This is a genomic window from Nocardia arizonensis, assembly GCF_001310275.1.
Lineage (GTDB): Bacteria > Actinomycetota > Actinomycetes > Mycobacteriales > Mycobacteriaceae > Nocardia > Nocardia arizonensis.
Genome location: NZ_LGYZ01000036.1, coordinates 44,319 through 59,133 on the forward strand (window position 1 = coordinate 44,319; position 14,815 = coordinate 59,133).

At 65.8% G+C, this 14,815-nt stretch carries 22 protein-coding genes; 8 read left to right on the forward strand and 14 right to left on the reverse strand.

What is annotated here, in order from left to right:
• Positions 1-117: 117 nt before the first annotated feature.
• Genes APZ21_RS05880 through APZ21_RS05895 form a run of 4 tightly spaced genes read right to left on the reverse strand, consistent with a single transcriptional unit; the run spans position 118 to position 3,389 of the window.
• Positions 118-996 (reverse strand): aldo/keto reductase, encoded by an 879-nt coding sequence (locus tag APZ21_RS05880; RefSeq protein WP_156370728.1) that lies wholly within the window; start codon positions 994-996, stop codon positions 118-120.
• Positions 968-1,588 (reverse strand): AAA family ATPase, encoded by a 621-nt coding sequence (locus APZ21_RS05885; protein WP_162240305.1) that lies wholly within the window; start codon positions 1,586-1,588, stop codon positions 968-970. Before APZ21_RS05885 ends, APZ21_RS05880 begins: the two co-directional genes overlap by 29 nt.
• On the reverse strand, positions 1,585-2,199 hold the full coding sequence (locus APZ21_RS05890; RefSeq protein WP_054812198.1) for a 3'-5' exonuclease: 615 nt from the start codon (positions 2,197-2,199) through the stop codon (positions 1,585-1,587). The genes APZ21_RS05885 and APZ21_RS05890 overlap by 4 nt, the downstream gene beginning before the upstream one ends.
• On the reverse strand, positions 2,196-3,389 hold the full coding sequence (locus APZ21_RS05895; protein ID WP_082392877.1) for a radical SAM protein: 1,194 nt from the start codon (positions 3,387-3,389) through the stop codon (positions 2,196-2,198). Before APZ21_RS05895 ends, APZ21_RS05890 begins: the two co-directional genes overlap by 4 nt.
• A gap of 270 nt (positions 3,390-3,659) precedes the next feature.
• Here APZ21_RS05895 and APZ21_RS05900 point away from each other — a divergent pair, with 270 nt between their 5' ends.
• Entirely contained in the window at positions 3,660-4,343 is a 684-nt protein-coding gene (locus APZ21_RS05900) for an HAD family hydrolase (RefSeq protein ID WP_054812200.1), read from the forward strand.
• Here APZ21_RS05900 and APZ21_RS05905 read toward each other — a convergent pair whose 3' ends face one another.
• Positions 4,344-5,705 (reverse strand): NsdA family TPR-like regulatory protein, encoded by a 1,362-nt coding sequence (locus APZ21_RS05905; protein ID WP_204249045.1) that lies wholly within the window; start codon positions 5,703-5,705, stop codon positions 4,344-4,346.
• 403 nt (positions 5,706-6,108) lie between these two features.
• On the opposite strand from APZ21_RS05905, the gene APZ21_RS05910 reads away from it, so the two are divergent.
• The 7 genes from APZ21_RS05910 to APZ21_RS05935 all read left to right on the forward strand — a co-directional run bounded on the left by APZ21_RS05910 (position 6,109) and on the right by APZ21_RS05935 (position 9,513).
• The gene (locus APZ21_RS05910) at positions 6,109-6,585 is read left to right on the forward strand and encodes a hypothetical protein (protein ID WP_054812202.1); all 477 of its coding nucleotides are present in this window, start codon (positions 6,109-6,111) and stop codon (positions 6,583-6,585) included.
• A gap of 2 nt (positions 6,586-6,587) precedes the next feature.
• Positions 6,588-7,046: a DUF4254 domain-containing protein gene (locus APZ21_RS05915; protein WP_054812203.1), complete on the forward strand. Its 459-nt coding sequence runs from the start codon at positions 6,588-6,590 to the stop codon at positions 7,044-7,046.
• Complete coding sequence (locus APZ21_RS05920) at positions 7,043-7,483, forward strand: DUF4254 domain-containing protein (protein WP_054812204.1); 441 nt, start codon at positions 7,043-7,045, stop codon at positions 7,481-7,483. Before APZ21_RS05915 ends, APZ21_RS05920 begins: the two co-directional genes overlap by 4 nt.
• A 101-nt stretch (positions 7,484-7,584) precedes the next feature.
• On the forward strand, positions 7,585-8,133 hold the full coding sequence (locus APZ21_RS05925; protein ID WP_156370732.1) for a hypothetical protein: 549 nt from the start codon (positions 7,585-7,587) through the stop codon (positions 8,131-8,133).
• Positions 8,130-8,285, forward strand: a complete 156-nt coding sequence (locus tag APZ21_RS33745) for a hypothetical protein (RefSeq protein ID WP_156370734.1) — start codon at positions 8,130-8,132, stop codon at positions 8,283-8,285. Before APZ21_RS05925 ends, APZ21_RS33745 begins: the two co-directional genes overlap by 4 nt.
• Complete coding sequence (locus APZ21_RS05930) at positions 8,279-9,163, forward strand: SAM-dependent methyltransferase (protein ID WP_054812206.1); 885 nt, start codon at positions 8,279-8,281, stop codon at positions 9,161-9,163. Before APZ21_RS33745 ends, APZ21_RS05930 begins: the two co-directional genes overlap by 7 nt.
• A gap of 80 nt (positions 9,164-9,243) precedes the next feature.
• Complete coding sequence (locus APZ21_RS05935) at positions 9,244-9,513, forward strand: hypothetical protein (RefSeq protein ID WP_156370736.1); 270 nt, start codon at positions 9,244-9,246, stop codon at positions 9,511-9,513.
• Between the two features lie 70 nt (positions 9,514-9,583).
• Here the strand turns inward: APZ21_RS05935 and APZ21_RS05940 are convergent, their stop codons facing one another.
• The 9 genes from APZ21_RS05940 to APZ21_RS05980 all read right to left on the reverse strand — a co-directional run bounded on the left by APZ21_RS05940 (position 9,584) and on the right by APZ21_RS05980 (position 14,795).
• Positions 9,584-10,126: a hypothetical protein gene (locus tag APZ21_RS05940; protein WP_054812208.1), complete on the reverse strand. Its 543-nt coding sequence runs from the start codon at positions 10,124-10,126 to the stop codon at positions 9,584-9,586.
• Between the two features lie 121 nt (positions 10,127-10,247).
• Positions 10,248-10,886, reverse strand: coding sequence for a DUF7341 domain-containing protein (locus APZ21_RS05945; protein WP_054812209.1), 639 nt, complete (start codon positions 10,884-10,886; stop codon positions 10,248-10,250).
• A 67-nt stretch (positions 10,887-10,953) separates the two neighbouring features.
• Entirely contained in the window at positions 10,954-11,352 is a 399-nt protein-coding gene (locus tag APZ21_RS05950) for a hypothetical protein (protein WP_156370738.1), read from the reverse strand.
• A gap of 214 nt (positions 11,353-11,566) precedes the next feature.
• Positions 11,567-12,565 carry a GAF domain-containing protein gene (locus APZ21_RS05955; protein WP_054812211.1) on the reverse strand — a complete coding sequence of 333 codons (999 nt, stop codon included), beginning with the start codon at positions 12,563-12,565 and terminating at the stop codon, positions 11,567-11,569.
• An 83-nt stretch (positions 12,566-12,648) separates the two neighbouring features.
• Positions 12,649-13,437, reverse strand: a complete 789-nt coding sequence (locus APZ21_RS05960) for a hypothetical protein (RefSeq protein ID WP_054812212.1) — start codon at positions 13,435-13,437, stop codon at positions 12,649-12,651.
• The gene (locus APZ21_RS05965; RefSeq protein ID WP_054812213.1) at positions 13,437-13,646 is read right to left on the reverse strand and encodes a hypothetical protein; all 210 of its coding nucleotides are present in this window, start codon (positions 13,644-13,646) and stop codon (positions 13,437-13,439) included. Before APZ21_RS05965 ends, APZ21_RS05960 begins: the two co-directional genes overlap by 1 nt.
• Complete coding sequence (locus tag APZ21_RS05970; protein ID WP_054812214.1) at positions 13,643-14,032, reverse strand: hypothetical protein; 390 nt, start codon at positions 14,030-14,032, stop codon at positions 13,643-13,645. The genes APZ21_RS05965 and APZ21_RS05970 overlap by 4 nt, the downstream gene beginning before the upstream one ends.
• Complete coding sequence (locus APZ21_RS05975; RefSeq protein WP_054812215.1) at positions 14,029-14,499, reverse strand: hypothetical protein; 471 nt, start codon at positions 14,497-14,499, stop codon at positions 14,029-14,031. The genes APZ21_RS05970 and APZ21_RS05975 overlap by 4 nt, the downstream gene beginning before the upstream one ends.
• Entirely contained in the window at positions 14,496-14,795 is a 300-nt protein-coding gene (locus APZ21_RS05980) for a hypothetical protein (RefSeq protein WP_054812216.1), read from the reverse strand. Before APZ21_RS05980 ends, APZ21_RS05975 begins: the two co-directional genes overlap by 4 nt.
• Positions 14,796-14,815 lie beyond the last annotated feature (20 nt).

A 14,815-nucleotide genomic window follows, 5' to 3' on the forward strand; every position in this document is an offset into this window, starting at 1 on the left:
CGCCTCAGGTGCAATACGGGTTACCTCCCCCACAGCGGTGATGGGGAATCGGTCGGTCTTCTAGCTATATCGATGACGGTCGGTTGGGCAAATCAACATCGTGTTTTGAACCGATCGTCACTGCGGCGGACGCGCGTTGTGCTCAAGATGGGAGAGCGACGCTGTGCCGGGTATCGGGAGGATCACTGGCGACTGCTCAAGCAACCATTGCAGATACATGGCCACGGTTTCCCCATCCTTGAGTCGAGCCACCTGCGCACCAGCGGCAAGCGGAGCGTAGGGCACGAACGCGATCCGGTTTTTCGTGCAGTGACGGAGCACGTCGTGGTCGGGTTCGGTGCGGTTGAACCGATTCTGCACCGCTGCGATCGGGGTGATTCTGCGCGCCGCTTCGATCTGTTCCACGGTCACCTTCGACAGGCCGATGTAGCGGATCTTGCCTTGTTCGCGTAGGGAATCGAGGCATCCGATCTGGTCTTCCAGCGGCACGTGTGGGTCGATGCGGTGCAGGTAGTAGAGGTCGATACAGTCGAGGTCGAGGCGTCGTAGGCTCATTTCCACGCATTGGCGTAGGTATTCAGGCCGACCGACGGGGCTCCACTGGTTTGGTCCCTGCCTCGTCATACCGCCCTTGGTTGCGATCAGAAGGTGGTCCGGATAGGGATGTAACGCCGTGTGGATCAAGTTCTCGGCGATGTACGGACCGTAGGCGTCGGCCGTATCGAGGTGGTTTATTCCGAGGTCGACAGCGCGCCGGAGGATTCGCACCGCACCACCGATGTCGCCGGGATCGCCCCAGTGGCCGGGGCCAGTGAGTTGCATGGTGCCGTAGCCAATTCGGTTGACTGATATATCGCTACCGATCGTGAAGCGACTACTCGTCGTGGCGGGCGCGGTACCCACGACGGCGGTCTGTCCGCTTTCCTCGGTGGGAATCGACGTGGCAGTTGGTTCGGTGGCCTGCGACTCAGGCGCCGTGGTCTTCGGTGATTCCATCGAGGCGCCCTTCGATGACAGCGGACACTTCCACGAGCGCCCGATCGTGATCGTCGGCGGACAAGGTGTCATGGGTGATTCCGAGTCGTTCACCGACCTTGGCGATATGCCGGTCAACGAGCGCGCGAAACGCCAGGTCGGTGCCGCGCGGCTTGCTGAGATCCAGCGGGATCGTCGGGTCGAGCACCGTACGGAGCACCAGGTCGTAGTTGCGGATGTGCCCCGTGACCATCGCTTCGAGCTGGCCGATGTTGGCTGGATTCGGCTGCTCACCACGATATTCGAGCGCGGCTTCGTAGTACCCCAGCGCATCGGAGACCGGCCGGTCGACCAAGACCACGTCGGCTTGTGTCCAGGTTTGCGCTTCCAGTGACATGCCGCGGGAGATGATCCACAGGGTGGACACCCAGGTGTGTCTGTCGAGGATGGGCAGTCCTTGCGCCGCCGCTTCTGCCCCGAGGTCAGCGACGACGGCGACGTCGATCCGGTCGCGGTGCAGACGATCGGCAAGGCGCTGAAGGAAGGTGCTCTTGCCCGTCGAGTGCGTGCCGGTCACCGCGATCGTGACCGGCCGCACGAAGTCGGTGCTCACCACAGCCGTTCCTGAGCTTCTCTCGGTGCCACGAACTCGGCCGGGGCCGCTGCCTGCACGATCTCGTCCCACTCGTATCCGCTGTCGGTGACGAGCCGGGCGAAGAGCTGCCAGGCCGCCCAGGTATCCCATCCGGCGCGGTGGTGTCCCTGTTCGTTGACCGCTGTGGTGTCCAGGCTCGCGTGTGTGACGAGTTTGTCCAGGCTGTAGCCGGGCAGGCCGGGCCATACCGCCTTGGCGAACCGCAGCGTGTCGAGCACGAGTGGTGGGGTCCACTCCGGAAGATGTTCCGAAACGACGCGTCGCTCGAGGTTCGCGTTGTGCGCGACGAGAACTCGGTCCTCCAGCGCACCTGCGATTTGTTCGGCGACTTCCGCCCACCTAGGGCAGTCGGCGACGTCGGCGTTGGTGATGCCGTGGACCTTGCGGGTCACGATGGGGGTGATCGGTCGCTCAGGTCGTATCAACCAGGACCGGATATCTGCGACATCGACCGTCTGGCCGGAGATCGCGAGGACCGCGATCTCGATGATCTCGGGAGGAGTCTGCCCGTTGCCTTCGACATCGACAACGGCGAAGTCCCTGCCGTGCAGTACATTCGGAACAATCATCGTGCTGCCTCCTGGTCGGTCCATCCGATATCGGCCCGTCCGTGACGGCCGATATGGTGTGGGCGATGACGGTCGTTGACCTGATATCCGAGATTGTGCTGGAGGAAGTTGCGCCTCCCTTCGGGCAGCCCCTCCACGATCACCGCCCTGTCGGTGATCTCCAGCATGCGGCCACCCAGACGCTCGACCCATGCCGTGGTCGGCTCCAGATCCGGGCGACGCCAATCTACGGCGCATCGTTGAACCTGCGCGAGCGGGCAGATATCACACAGCTCGCGGACACCGTAGTGACCGTTGTAGTCAGCGACCCCGTGCGCGTAGGTCACGCCGCATGAGGTCTTGCGGAACAGCGGCGACCCGAATCCGCTGCTGTGCACGAGAATCCGTTGCTCAAGCCGTTCAGGGAATATCTTGCGAGAAGGCCCCTCATCGTAGAGTTCCGGTAGACCATTGGTGATGTAGTACTCCCGGATCTGGTCTTTGAAGAACAGACCGGTGAATACCGTGGCGTGAGCGTGGTGGGACAGATCGCGAGCCCGCTCGAGGTGGCTATCGGAGTCGTTGAGTCCCGGAACGATGGGCCGCCAGTACAGGATGACTCGGTAGTTCTCGGCGTACTCGAACGCGGTCCGAAGGGACGTCGCCGCGATGTCGGAGTCGACCGGTTCGATCCGCGAATCGTCTATTCCGGAGTGGGTGACCAGGATGGTCAAGCGAATATTGCTGAAGCTGTTCAGGACAGCGCAGTCCTCCGGCTCGATCCGCCAGCGCGTGATCACCAGGACATGGTTGGTGATTCCCTGGTCATCGAGCAGCCGCAACATATCGAGCGTATGCGGCTTCACGGCGGGCAGCATCGGGTCCGTCGCCCGATTGAGGAGTTGAATCGGCGTTACGTGCGGTCGAAAATGTTTGTTGCGCAATAGCATTCGCGCCGCAGTGGGCTCGTCCATAATACGTCGGGGCACCTTCATTTCGTAGTTGCCGAATGTATGGCGCACGCAGTATGTGCAATCGAGTGGACAACCGACGATCCAGTTGAGGCTCAGACCGCTCTTCCGGTAGTCGATCACCCGTTGCAGGCGCGGGTCGAGCGCCATGAGTTGGGCAGGCGACAGGATTGGCAGTGGCCGTCGTGTGGATGCTCGAGCGTCGGACTCGGCGCTCATCGGCTCTCGGGGATTGCTCATCTCAGCGTCCTTCATGTGAGGCGAGATCGACTGCGCTTCGACCTGTTGCGGCGATGCAATGGCCGCTTGGTCGGCAGCCGAGACCGGGGGTGGACGACCGGCGCTGCCAGTCCTCGGGCCTCCGCGGCTGGTCGCTGCGGTCCGAATCAGTCTGGAGCGTCGGGCTTCTGGATCGATTTCAGCAACGGGTCCCCTCGGGACATAGCGGCCACTGCACAGCCAGGCCACGTCAGCGACGGCCCGCAGACACCTCGCGCATATTCTGGCGGCATGACGATTGAGGCTGTGTTTTTCGATGTCGGCGAGGTTCTGGTTGACGAAACCAGAGAGTATGGCACGTGGGCGGACTGGCTAGGAGTTCCCCGGCACACGTTCTCAGCCGCCTTCGGTGCCGTCATTGCCCAAGGTAAGGACTACCGCGAGACCTTCCAGCTATTCCGACCGGGCTTCGATCTTGCTACCGAGAGGGAGCGTCGCGCCGAGGCAGGCCAGCCCGAGTGGTTTGGCGAGGAGGACCTGTATCCAGATGTTCGCCCGTGTCTGTCCGAACTTCGCGCCCAGGGCCTGAAGGTCGGCATCGCGGGGAATCAGACCACTCGAGCAGAAGGCATCCTCCGGGACCTGAACCTGCCGACCGATGTACTCGGCACCTCGGACAGTTGGGGTGCGAGCAAGCCCTCGTTGTCGTTCTTCGAGCGACTGATCACCGAGGCGGCAGTCCCGGCCGAGAAAATCCTCTACGTCGGAGATCGTGTCGACAACGATCTACGACCGGCGATCGAACTCGGCATCAGCGCCGCGGTGATCCGGCGAGGACCGTGGGGGCACATTCTTCGTGGTGAGACCGCGCACAGCATATTGGGGGTGGACATCGATCACCTCAGCCTGTTCCACCTGGACAGCCTCGCCGAGCTGCCCGAATTGGTGCGCAAACACAACGAGCACCAGGGCTGATCAGGAGCCGGTGACAGGCGGATCGAGTTCGTTCGCCCGTTGGGCGAGTTCGGCACCACCGCGTGTGCCGTTGAGAGCGCGCTGAACCGCCGGGATGCGCTCGTAAGCAGTCCGATAGAAGTTGGACTCCAGCTCAGCGCAAGCTTGCTGCGCGATAGTCCCAGCGTGGTCAGCATCGGAGATCGCGTGAGCCGCAGCCAGATCGAACAGCAAGACGCTGCGCTGCTTGTCGGCCTGACGATCGAGCTGACGCAGCGCCTTGTCGAGCCAACGAACGGCCGAGTCATGCTGTCCGGCAAGAAGCGCGACGTTCCCCGCGAACCCAGCCAGACGGGTTTCGTTGAAAAAGTCCAGGCGTTCAGTGTCCACACCACCGGTACCCAAGGCGTCCTCGGCTTGCCGAATCCGCTCGCTCGCCGAAGTCGCCGCACCAGTTCTGGCGTGAATCTCGGCCGAAACGCAATGCAGCCATGCTCGCATGAGGGGTCCGCTGTCATATCGGGCATGCGCTTGTGACACGTCCAGAAGCTGCCTCGCGGCGACAGCATTCCCCGCGAATCCCGGAAGGAATGCATGGTGAGCAGCGATCATGGCCGCCAAGGAATGGTCGCCGCACTGCGCGACGGCCGATTCGGCGTAGGTGATACACCGCTCAGCGAGCGAGGCATGGCCCAGATCGAAGAAGGCCAGTCGTGCAGACAGGAGCGCCGACTCCGCGACCGCGGCTGCGAGCTCGTTGCCATCCTTGAGCGACTCCGGTGACGCAGCGAGCAATTGAGTACCGAGCCGGAGGTGACTGAGAACCGCATCTAGCAAGACGGCCGGTTCGCTGGCCCAATACATTTCGCGCTGAGTAGCGGTGATCTTTCGGTATGCGGCGACGGCTTGGGGATCGCGTTGCCTACCCGGCTGATGCCAGGCCGCGTCCGCCTCGCCCACCATCGCAGACGCGGCGACCGGCGACATGCCCGCTGCCAGAAGCGCAGTCAAGAACTGCTGTCGGCCGAAGCCTGCTCCTTTGTCAGCCATCATCAACCTCCTCAATTCAACGAGCATCTCAGATCCTGGACGGTCGGTTTCGTCCGGGCGCATGGCTAGCTCGTCCGGAGTGAGTAGCCCGAGATCGGCAGCCGGAAATCCGAACACCAACACGAGATGCTTACGGAATCGCGGCTCCGGCCAACGGTCCCCTGACTCCCATCGCCGTGCGGTATCCGCCGTCAGTCCGGTGTCAGTTTCGCCGTGTGCCTTCATGCTCAACGAAATCTGACGAACCAGCTCCTCTCTGCTCCACCCCTTCTGTAGCCGCTGCCAAGCCAACCGCTTATTCGGCGGATAGCGCCTGTTGCCAACCGTGCTCATAAGCCCCACACCCTCGGAATGCGATCGGATCAGCACCGAAAACGACACTGCCAGTTGTATGGCTGCGACACCAGACCATCCGGGTCCTGGCTGGTCGTCGGCGGTGTTATGGCGGGTACTTCCCAACTACCGGGAACGGTGTTCTGGAACGTGAATCGTTCATCGACATCGAAGGACCCTCCGTCATGGCAATTTCCCGCTCTCCAGACGATTACGAACCAGTTCTCGCAATTTGGGTTGAAGTAGTGAGCGCCGAGGATGTCGCTGGCGCAGCTGCGGCGGTAGTGGCGTTTGGCGAGGGAGCCGCTCGCGGGCACCGAGTCGCCGCTGCGGAGCTCGCGGACCTCGATGCCGAGTTGGCCGCGCTCACGCAGGCTGTGTCGGACGCCCAGCTGGCGGTGTCATGATGTTCGAGAGTTGTCACAGCGTCAGCGAGGTCGCCGCTCTGTATCAGCGGTTGGGGTTCTCCCAGGTGTCGTGTACGTTCAACCGGGTCTCGCTGGTCACATCTCCCGCTTTGGGAGCAGTGGTGATGCCAGAGGTGTCGGGGCGCAGTATCCGTGACCGGCTGCTCAAGCGGCGACAGGTCCATCCGGTGCCGGTATTGAGCTATGCGCGCCGTGGTCGAGACTGGGTTTTCCTCGTCGGCCCGCAGTGGGGCGGCGCCTACGGGACGACCACCTTGGCGAGCTTGGCGGCGCGCGGGCTGCGGGTGTTGTCCGCTGGCGAGCGTATTTGGCTTCCGATGTCGGACAACCGTCTGGCCTGGTACTGGATCACCGAACCGGAAAACGCCAGGTTGGTGCCATCACGAACGACGGTGATCTCCGCGTTTCGTGATCATCTTGAACAGACGCGCTCACAGTCAGCGGGAGTCTGAAAATGGGCGCGGTCTCGCAGCGGTTTGTCGATCTGGTCCTACCGGCAGCTGAGGAACTGTGCGCGGCGATCCGCGGCGACCCGACGGTCGCGCACCCGCTGACCCGCATTGCCGCCGACTTCGGGCGGCTGTACCGGCGGACCGCGCCGGATCTGGACTGTGCAAGGCGTTGCGACAGGGACGAAATGGTGTTCGCTGTCGATACGTGGGCGGCGTCGCATCTCCCAGTGCCCCGGCCCGACGCTCGGGCACATACCGAGACCGTGGGCGCGGTGATCGACCGCCTGGCCCGTCTCCAGGTTCATGCCTGGACCCTGTTGATGACTGTGGACAACGTCGCCGACCCCCAGGTGCACGCGGCCTGGCACCGGCTGGCCGAACTCGTCGACAGCTACACCGACCTCAACATCGGCCTGTCCCAGCGGGCGCTGCGGCTACCTGCCCTGGGAGACCGCTGGTGACGGGGCCGGTGTTGCCCAGCAAGGACACGCTGCTGGCCGCATGCCGAGGCTTTCCCCAACAGGTCGACCACCCGGTACTCACCGCAGCGGCCGAACTCGCGGTCCTGCACCAGACACGTGAACGCACACCGCACTACGCGCTGGCGGTGATCGACGCGCACCGGGTGCGGTTGATGGAGTCCATCGACGCCTGGGTGCTGGTAAGCCTGCCTGAACCGATGTCCTCGGCGCGTGTGCACACCCAGACGATGGGCCAGGTCATCGACCGGATCGCGCAGTTGACCTCCTACACCTACACCGTGCTCGCGGGCAGCTCGGACGAAGTGTTCGCCGACGCCGCCGCCAACGTCGAGGAACTGGCCCACGGCTATGAGGAACTGGCCGAGGAACTGGTGGCCGGGGTGCGCCGGTTACCGGTGACCACGACCGAGCCCTGACCAACCGCCGCTCGGGCGACGACACGGCCAGAACACCCCGATCTCGGCCCGCTCGAGCGGGACCGATTCTCCGCAAACCCCTGATGAAAGGAGCACTACCCATGCCTTATACCGCCCCGCCGCAAGACCGAATCTCGCTGCCGGACATGGAACGCCTGCTCGCGCTGTGGGAGGACCGCGACACCCCGGCCACCCTGATCGAGCAGACCGCGCTCGACCTTCGCGTTCTCTGGCACGACTACATCGCCGAGATGGCGACCACGACAGCAGCCGAGTTCATCGCCTTCGACCGCCTCCGCAATACCGACACGACCTCCGCGAGGCTCTCGCGAGTTATCGATGACGAACTCACTCGGGCGCTGGGCAACCGACCGGAGTCGGTGAACATGATCGCCGACGACGCCGACGAGCACACGGTTGGTGAGCTGATCATCGCGATCACGGTGCTGGCGATCCTGCTCGATCGCTGGACCCAAGACAACTCCGGTGAATGCCCACAGGCTCTGGCGTTCGTGCAGACCAGCCGAGGCTACGACCAGCTGCGCGCCGCATTGCTCGCCGGTGATCGGCGCCAGCCGCGGCGACGCTCCCACGGCCTGCCACCGATCCAGCCGTCGCACCCGATCTCTGCCGAGGACGGGCCACGGTGATCCGTTACCACGTTTCCGGCACATCGGCGCTGACCGTCACCCTCACCACCCCCTGCAACCCACACCCCCACCCCATCCTGCATGTCACGTCCCGCCTCGATGAAGGACTACCCCTGATGCCGACCACAACCCACGAGGCGCTGACGTGGTGAGGCTGTGCCCGGCCTGCGGCGGAACACCACCCAATTCCGATGCCGATGCCGAGACCGGGACCGATGCGCGCTCGGCGGCCGTCGGACAGGAGTTGTCAGGACCGACTCATCCCCGCGTGCTCGATGCCCTGCTGCACGAGTATCCGGAAGGCAAGGACAGCTACGCCGTCGATCGGGTAGTGACCGCCCAACTCGAGACGCGCGCACCGATGTTCAAGGCCGGGGTCCGCGCGGGCCACGCCTTCCTGTTACGGGCTGCGAGGGAACTCTCCGCCCTCGGGGCCGCGCAGTTCGTGGTCATCGGTTGTGGATATCCGCGTGAGATCAACGTGCACAACGTCACTCGCGCGGTCGCACCGCAGGCACGCACGGTATATCTCGACAGCGGCGCGCTTGTGGCCGCGTACGGGCGCGCCCTGCTCGACGGCGACGCACGATTCATCGAGGTCGACCCGAACGACCCGGCCGCGATCCTGGCCGGGATCGACCACCGCCGTACCGGATACACCGGACTCGACACCGCCGAACCGATCGCACTGGTGTTCGGGTCACTGGTCCTCGAACGACTCGACGAGCCGGGCCGGGTGATCGCGGAGCTGGTCGACGCGCTCCCGAGCGGGTACATGGTGGCGTCTCACATCCGTGCCGATGTGGAGGCCGCCACGGGCAAGGCCGCGGCCACTGTCTACACCCAGCACGGGCTGACACTGCGCCCGCGCACGGGCGGCGAGATCGGCACGTTGCTGGCCGGGGTCGAACTTCTGGCGCCCGGCCTCGTCGTGGCCGGGGACTGGCTGCCCGGCCACGACACGGTCCCGGCCGTGAGCGGGCCGCGTTGCTGCTGGGCGGCGGTCGGCACGTGGGGAGGTATCCGATGAACCCGCAGGGCCTACCCGGACGCGGCACCCGGCGAGGAGCCGAGCCCGTCCGGATCACGGGTCGACCGATCCTGGTCGTGGTGGAGACTCCGACCGTGGCCGAGATCGACTGCGGTGACGATCCCGGCGACCTCACTGCCCAGGACGCGGTCCTGGTCCTGGGTGCGCATCAAACCTGTGCACCGCATTGCCGCCCTCTGGCGGCGGCGCTGGCCGTGCTCGCCGACGAGTACCGCGCGCCGCGCGCCGCGAACGCGCCCGCGCCGAGGCGGGTCTTCGACGCGATCGACAACCAGCTCGCCGAGCTGGTCCGGCAGTGGCTGGCCGCCGTCGAGGAACGAGACAGGTAGCGACGCTGTGCAGTCGGTGGCCCGAACAGTGCCTGCAGTATTCGGGCCACCGCGTTCGTCGGCAGCCCGGTCAGGCGGTGAAACCTCGAGACCGTCCGCTCGAACCGTCTATCGCTGACTTGGCAGCGGCAGCGAACAGGTGAAGGTCGACAAACATCCCGGTGACTGACTCGCCGGTAGAGGTGGCCGCGTACTCGACGTTCCTGAGGTACGGGGCGGCTTCGGGTGAGATGTGGATGTCGTAGCGGTGCTCGTATGAGCCTCGCCGGGATCCAGCCGGTCGAACGCACTCAAAGGTGATGGGAATCAGTCGCCTGTCGGAGGTAACCCCGAGTCCCATCCGATCCTTTCCACCACGTTGCAGGAGCCAATACCGCCCTCTGGGTGGTCCCCATCGATGCTCATGCACCCTAACGGTTTTGGTCCATTTCAATCGCTCACGCGCCGTCGCGGCGAAGGTGAAGTACGGCTGTGACTCGATGCCGTGCCGCGTCATGGTTTGAACGAAGTCGTCTATGAGACCAGCGAGTTGCTGTTCTTCCTGCGAGAGTTCGGAAGCGGCCTGTTGCTCGGCGGCCCGAAGCGCAGCCATCTGGCGCTCGATCTCACTCATTCCCCGATCGTAGAGAAGATCGGTGTCCTCGATAAGCCCTTCGGAGCGTTGTCAATACGGCTTTCCTCGATCGATCCGCGCTGTCGGCAACAGGAACTGAAGCGACACGAGGTCGCCTCCGCTATTCCAATAGTCCGGCCGGTATTTTGCAGCCGAGGGAGGCTGCGAGCAGCCGGTAGTGGGTGGGTGCCCATTCGGTGTGACAGGACAGGCACACGCAGCCCGCCGCGGTGATCTGGAGTGCGGCCTGGCGCACGATCTCCCCGCTCGCGTCGGGCCGGTGCACGGTGGATTCCCCGCACGCCGGGCACGGCGCGACCAGTTCCCACCGTCGTACCGGTTCGAGGAGTGCTTTGCCGGCCATCGCCCAGTGCTCGAGGTCGTCGATGCACCAGGTGATGGCTTCGTGGTCCTCGGGTGCCCAGGTGTGGGCGGCGAGGAGATTGAGGCGGCGCACCGTTTCCGGTTCGCCGTTGTCGGGGCCGGGGTCGGGCCACCATTGCGCGACGGCGGTGTCCACGGTGGTGATCCAGTCCAGGCCCTCGACCCAGGCCGGGGGCAGACTGCGGGGCCGCAGGGTGCCGCCCTCACCGGTGCGCGCCGCCAGCTCGGCGCGGATCTCGGCGTAGACCGATTCCCGGTAACCGGAACGGGTTTCCCCGTCGCGGTCGGTGTGGGAGGCCAGGCGGTGTCCGATGAGGGCGTGCACGGCGTCTTCGAGTTCGATCGATACCGAGCGTGGTGCGACGGTGCCGGTCATGGCTGTGAGGTCGCGGTGGGCGGATCGACGCAAACCATATCTCTACTGTAGCGCGCAGCAGTAGAGATTACGGTCGGGGCGTCGAGCCGATGACGGCGGCCGGTAGCGTCTCGAGTGTGCGGAGCCGGTCGCGTTGGGTGCGGGTGGCGTGGGCGATGAGGTCGGAGAGCAGGCGCACGGCCTGGTCCTCGTCGCTGTGGTAGAACAGTCGCCGCGCCTGGGTGTGGGGCAGGCCGAGCAGTTCTTGGGCGAGCATCGGCACCGCGCGGACTCGGCCCTTGTAGCGGACCAGTTCGCCGTGTCCGGTCCATTCCGCTCCCGCGAGGGTGACCGTCCATCCTGCGATGTTGTAGGCGGTGTCGTCGAGGCATTCGCGCCGCCACAGCCATGCGTGGTGCAGGTGCGGCTTGGTATGGAGGGCGCGTAGGACGGCGTGGGCTAGCGGGAGGTTCAGTACTGGTGACACCGGTATCTCCTGGGTGACACAGCGAACCCGTGTCCGGCCGGTGGTGTGGCCGGCCAGGGTTCGCGCGGCGCGCGTGGTCGGCAACTCGTGGCTGCGTGCGGCACCGGTTCGGTGGTCGGTTCTGAGGAGGCGGGGTCGGCCAGTGAGGCAAGGGGGCCTGACCCCGAACAGACGATCTTAAACGTGAGATCGACTGTCCCGGTACCCTGTCCGGTTATTCGTTTGCTGTGGCATGAGACACGCTCACCAGCGCCGCCGCCGACTCCGGGTGACGGGTGAGCAGCATACGTTTGGCTTCGACATGGATGGATGTCCACCCGCCGTCGGTGTTCCGCAGCCGCAGCGACCCGGTGACCGGTCCTTTGTCGAGACGGCGTATCAGCTCGCGCGCGGCGGGGATGTCGTCGGGGTGCAGGCCCGGAGCGCGGTCGGGGTCGTCGCCGAGTTCCCACGCGATACCCGGCATCGGGTCACCGAGCCAGCGATGAGCGGTGAGTGTGGCCGGGTCGACCAGGGCGTGGTAGATGCCGGGTACCGACAGTTCGGCGTGCAGCACGGCTCGGGAGAACGTCAACGGTGGTGGTGGGGCGGGGATGTCGCGGCCTTCGCTGATGTCGAGCATGAGTCCGTGGATGAACCGCTGCCCGTCCACCTGCCCGCCGCGGGCACAGAAGTGCAGATCGCGTGGTATGCCGTCGTCGCGCATGATCTGCCAGGTGTCGTGATGCAGTGTGTTCTGGTCGGATTCGGCCGCCAGCGCGAGTGCGGTGCCTTCCTCCTCGGCGTGGACCAGCCACCGCATGGCCTGCATGCGGGTGATCTCGGGACGCCGCTGTTCGGGGGCGACGGCGTGGATGTCGTAGGACTCCTCGGTCAGCAGCACCGTGGTCTTGTCGAGGTTCCAGTCGAAGGCACCCGAGCGCGGGGCGGGCGGTGGGTCCTGGTCGTGGGCGCCGGTCCAGACCCGCACCCCGTGCACTCGTCCTGCGAGGTTGTGGACGGGTTCGGCGATCATGTGCTCGTCGCGGTCGCGACAGCGTTGTTCCCAGGCGTGCCCGCTGGCGCGGACCTGGGCGGTGAGCCGTCGCGCGACCCGCAGCGCGGGACCGCGCAGCGCTCGCCGCAGTGGTTGTAGTTTCGCGGGTTTGCGGCCGACGGCCATCACGGTCGGCTCGGCGCGCATGCATTCGATCAACAGCCATTCCCCCCACATATCGGCCAACGTAGTCCCAAACGTGAGATTCGGTACCTCGCAAAAGACCGGGCGGTGTCGAACCTCACGTTCATCGGGGTTGGTCAATCACCGATGGTTTGGCCGGTGATCCTGGTGACCATGGCGCGGGGGTCGATGTGCCCGTCGACCTGGTAGCGCGGACGCATCCGGTCATCGATCTCGATGACGATGCCGTGGGGGTCGATCGCGGACCGATAGCCCTCGGCGTCGCTGCCGTCGTCCAGGACGGTCAACATCAGGCTGCCGAGCAGGAACGTGCCGGCAAAGCGGGGTTGTGGGGTACCGGGCGGGTGGTAGCGGAACAACACCGTCTGCGGTCCGGCACCGTCGGTGTCGGGCTGGTGCAGGACCACGACGTGATCGGTTCCCCGCCAAGTGGTGCCGAGCCGGTAGGCGTGGATCGTCGCCCGGTAGGGCAGCGGGTTGGGGAACTCGATCGCGCTCGTCTTCCTCGGCGGCGGAAAGGACTCCGATTCGGGCGGCGTGTCGGCGAGTAGGGTCACGACCTGGATTTCGACCAGGTCGAGGGCGAGCTCGAATCCGGCGCGTTCCAGCCGCACTTCGAGGGGTTGGATCGGGCCTTCGAGGGTGGAGCCGGGGCAGACGATCTCGCTGGTATCGGTGGCGTAGTCGTAGGCGTCCAGCGCCCGGTCGCAGTCGGCGCACCCGCAGTAGTCCTGCCGCAGCAGGACCAGGTTGCGGCGGATCGGCAGCGCGTGCCACTCGTCGATGCAGTTCGGGCACCGCTCCGGACGCGGGGGACGAGGCTCCACCGGGGGATCGGCTTCGGCGGCGAGAGCGTCGATGCGGTCGGTGAGGTCCCGGTCGGGAGTCTTGTTCTCGTGGGTCATCAGCGGATTCCCAGTTCGTCTAGGCGATCCTGGACGGCGTCGGCGGCGGCGTCGGGATCGGTGTGGATGGCGTGCAGATGACGGATGCGCCCGGCCTGGTCGTAGTAGGCGATCCGGGCTTTCCAGCGCTGCGGCTGTCCGAGGTAGGCGGGCATCCGGTCGATCACGATCTCGGCGGCCGAGGTACCGGGCGCGGGCTGGGTTCTCATCGCCCACCCCCGATGCCGGGGATGCGAAGGTCGGCGAAGGCGACCGCGTCGCACCAGCACCGTCCGCGTCCTTCTTGGACTTGGACGACGTTGAGCCACAGCAGGTCCTGAGCCCAGACGCCGAGTCCGACGAAGTGCAGCACGGTACTGGCTGCGGACAGGGCGTAGGCGTCGTGCTCGGCCAGCTGGTCGGGGTGGGCGCCGAGGTCGAGCAGGGCGCGCCCGAGCAGGCGCGAGCCTCGCCAGCCGCCGGTGTCGTCGCGTATGACGTAGCGGTCCCCGTGCGGGTGCTCCCCGGCGGTGGGTGTGGTGGCCTGCGGTGAGGCGTTCGCGAGTTCCCGGACCCGGTGCACCAGGTCGGCGGCGGTGATGACGGTCGCGGTCACAGTCGCCCCCCGCTGATGCGGGCGATGATCTCGGCGAGGTCGTCGAGGGTGTTGGTGCTCGAGAACAGCGTCTCGGCCTGGATGTCGCTGAGTCCGAGGCGCCGGCGTGCGTACTCGTGTGCGTAGAGCCGATGCCCGGTCGCGAGATCGACTGCGGTGGTCAGATCCCAGTCCAGGCGCACCGGCGGGTTGACGGTGTCCTCGGCCAGGTGCCGGGTGCGCAGGGTCATCGTGTCGTAGGCCCAATCCACCTCGGGGTCGAGTTCGACCACCCATCCGGCGAAGCACAACGCGGTCGCGCACACCGGCGCGCCGGTGTCGGCGTGCACGATCTCGTGCACCTCGACGCGGCGGTAGATGCCCTGATCCCACGACAGGCCGGGGTGGCGCGGATGGTTCGGCAGGTCGGCGATCGTCGCGAGCACCCGTGTCGCGAACCGGATGTCCGGGGCGGGGCGGCGGATCATGACCGTACCCCCGCACCGAGCACCAGCTCCACGCCGAGCAGACGCCCCGCCGACAGCAACCGGGCGCGCCGCGCCGGTAGCCAGGTGGCTTGGCAGCACGGGCAGTAGGCGGTACGCCGGTTCCGGCCGTCGATCACGGTCAGACCGGGTTCGAGGGTGCAAGTGGGGCACGCCGGGCAGCGGTGCGTCTTCAGCAGTCGCGCCAGGCCGGTCACCAGCCGCGCGTTCTCGGTGTCCCCAGAGCCAGCGGCTGGGTCGTGGGTGTCCGGGCAGTGCAATTCCAGGACGATTCTCATTCGTCATCTCCCGTAGAAAG

Bases quoted from the DNA above. Each gene is read 5' to 3' on its own strand.
- APZ21_RS05890 (WP_054812198.1), bottom strand. From the start codon at position 2,199: ATGATTGTTCCGAATGTACTGCACGGCAGGGACTTCGCCGTTGTCGAT.
- APZ21_RS05945 (WP_054812209.1), bottom strand. From the start codon at position 10,886: ATGACCGGCACCGTCGCACCACGCTCGGTATCGATCGAACTCGAAGAC.
- APZ21_RS05965 (WP_054812213.1), bottom strand. From the start codon at position 13,646: ATGAGAACCCAGCCCGCGCCCGGTACCTCGGCCGCCGAGATCGTGATC.
- APZ21_RS05940 (WP_054812208.1), bottom strand. From the start codon at position 10,126: ATGAGTGAGATCGAGCGCCAGATGGCTGCGCTTCGGGCCGCCGAGCAA.
- APZ21_RS05880 (WP_156370728.1), bottom strand. From the start codon at position 996: ATGGAATCACCGAAGACCACGGCGCCTGAGTCGCAGGCCACCGAACCA.
- APZ21_RS05925 (WP_156370732.1), top strand. From the start codon at position 7,585: ATGCCTTATACCGCCCCGCCGCAAGACCGAATCTCGCTGCCGGACATG.
- APZ21_RS05900 (WP_054812200.1), top strand. From the start codon at position 3,660: ATGACGATTGAGGCTGTGTTTTTCGATGTCGGCGAGGTTCTGGTTGAC.
- APZ21_RS05895 (WP_082392877.1), bottom strand. From the start codon at position 3,389: ATGAGCAATCCCCGAGAGCCGATGAGCGCCGAGTCCGACGCTCGAGCA.
- APZ21_RS05955 (WP_054812211.1), bottom strand. From the start codon at position 12,565: ATGTGGGGGGAATGGCTGTTGATCGAATGCATGCGCGCCGAGCCGACC.
- APZ21_RS05960 (WP_054812212.1), bottom strand. From the start codon at position 13,437: ATGACCCACGAGAACAAGACTCCCGACCGGGACCTCACCGACCGCATC.
- APZ21_RS05910 (WP_054812202.1), top strand. From the start codon at position 6,109: ATGATGTTCGAGAGTTGTCACAGCGTCAGCGAGGTCGCCGCTCTGTAT.
- APZ21_RS05905 (WP_204249045.1), bottom strand. From the start codon at position 5,705: ATGAGCACGGTTGGCAACAGGCGCTATCCGCCGAATAAGCGGTTGGCT.
- APZ21_RS05980 (WP_054812216.1), bottom strand. From the start codon at position 14,795: ATGAGAATCGTCCTGGAATTGCACTGCCCGGACACCCACGACCCAGCC.
- APZ21_RS05975 (WP_054812215.1), bottom strand. From the start codon at position 14,499: ATGATCCGCCGCCCCGCCCCGGACATCCGGTTCGCGACACGGGTGCTC.
- APZ21_RS05915 (WP_054812203.1), top strand. From the start codon at position 6,588: ATGGGCGCGGTCTCGCAGCGGTTTGTCGATCTGGTCCTACCGGCAGCT.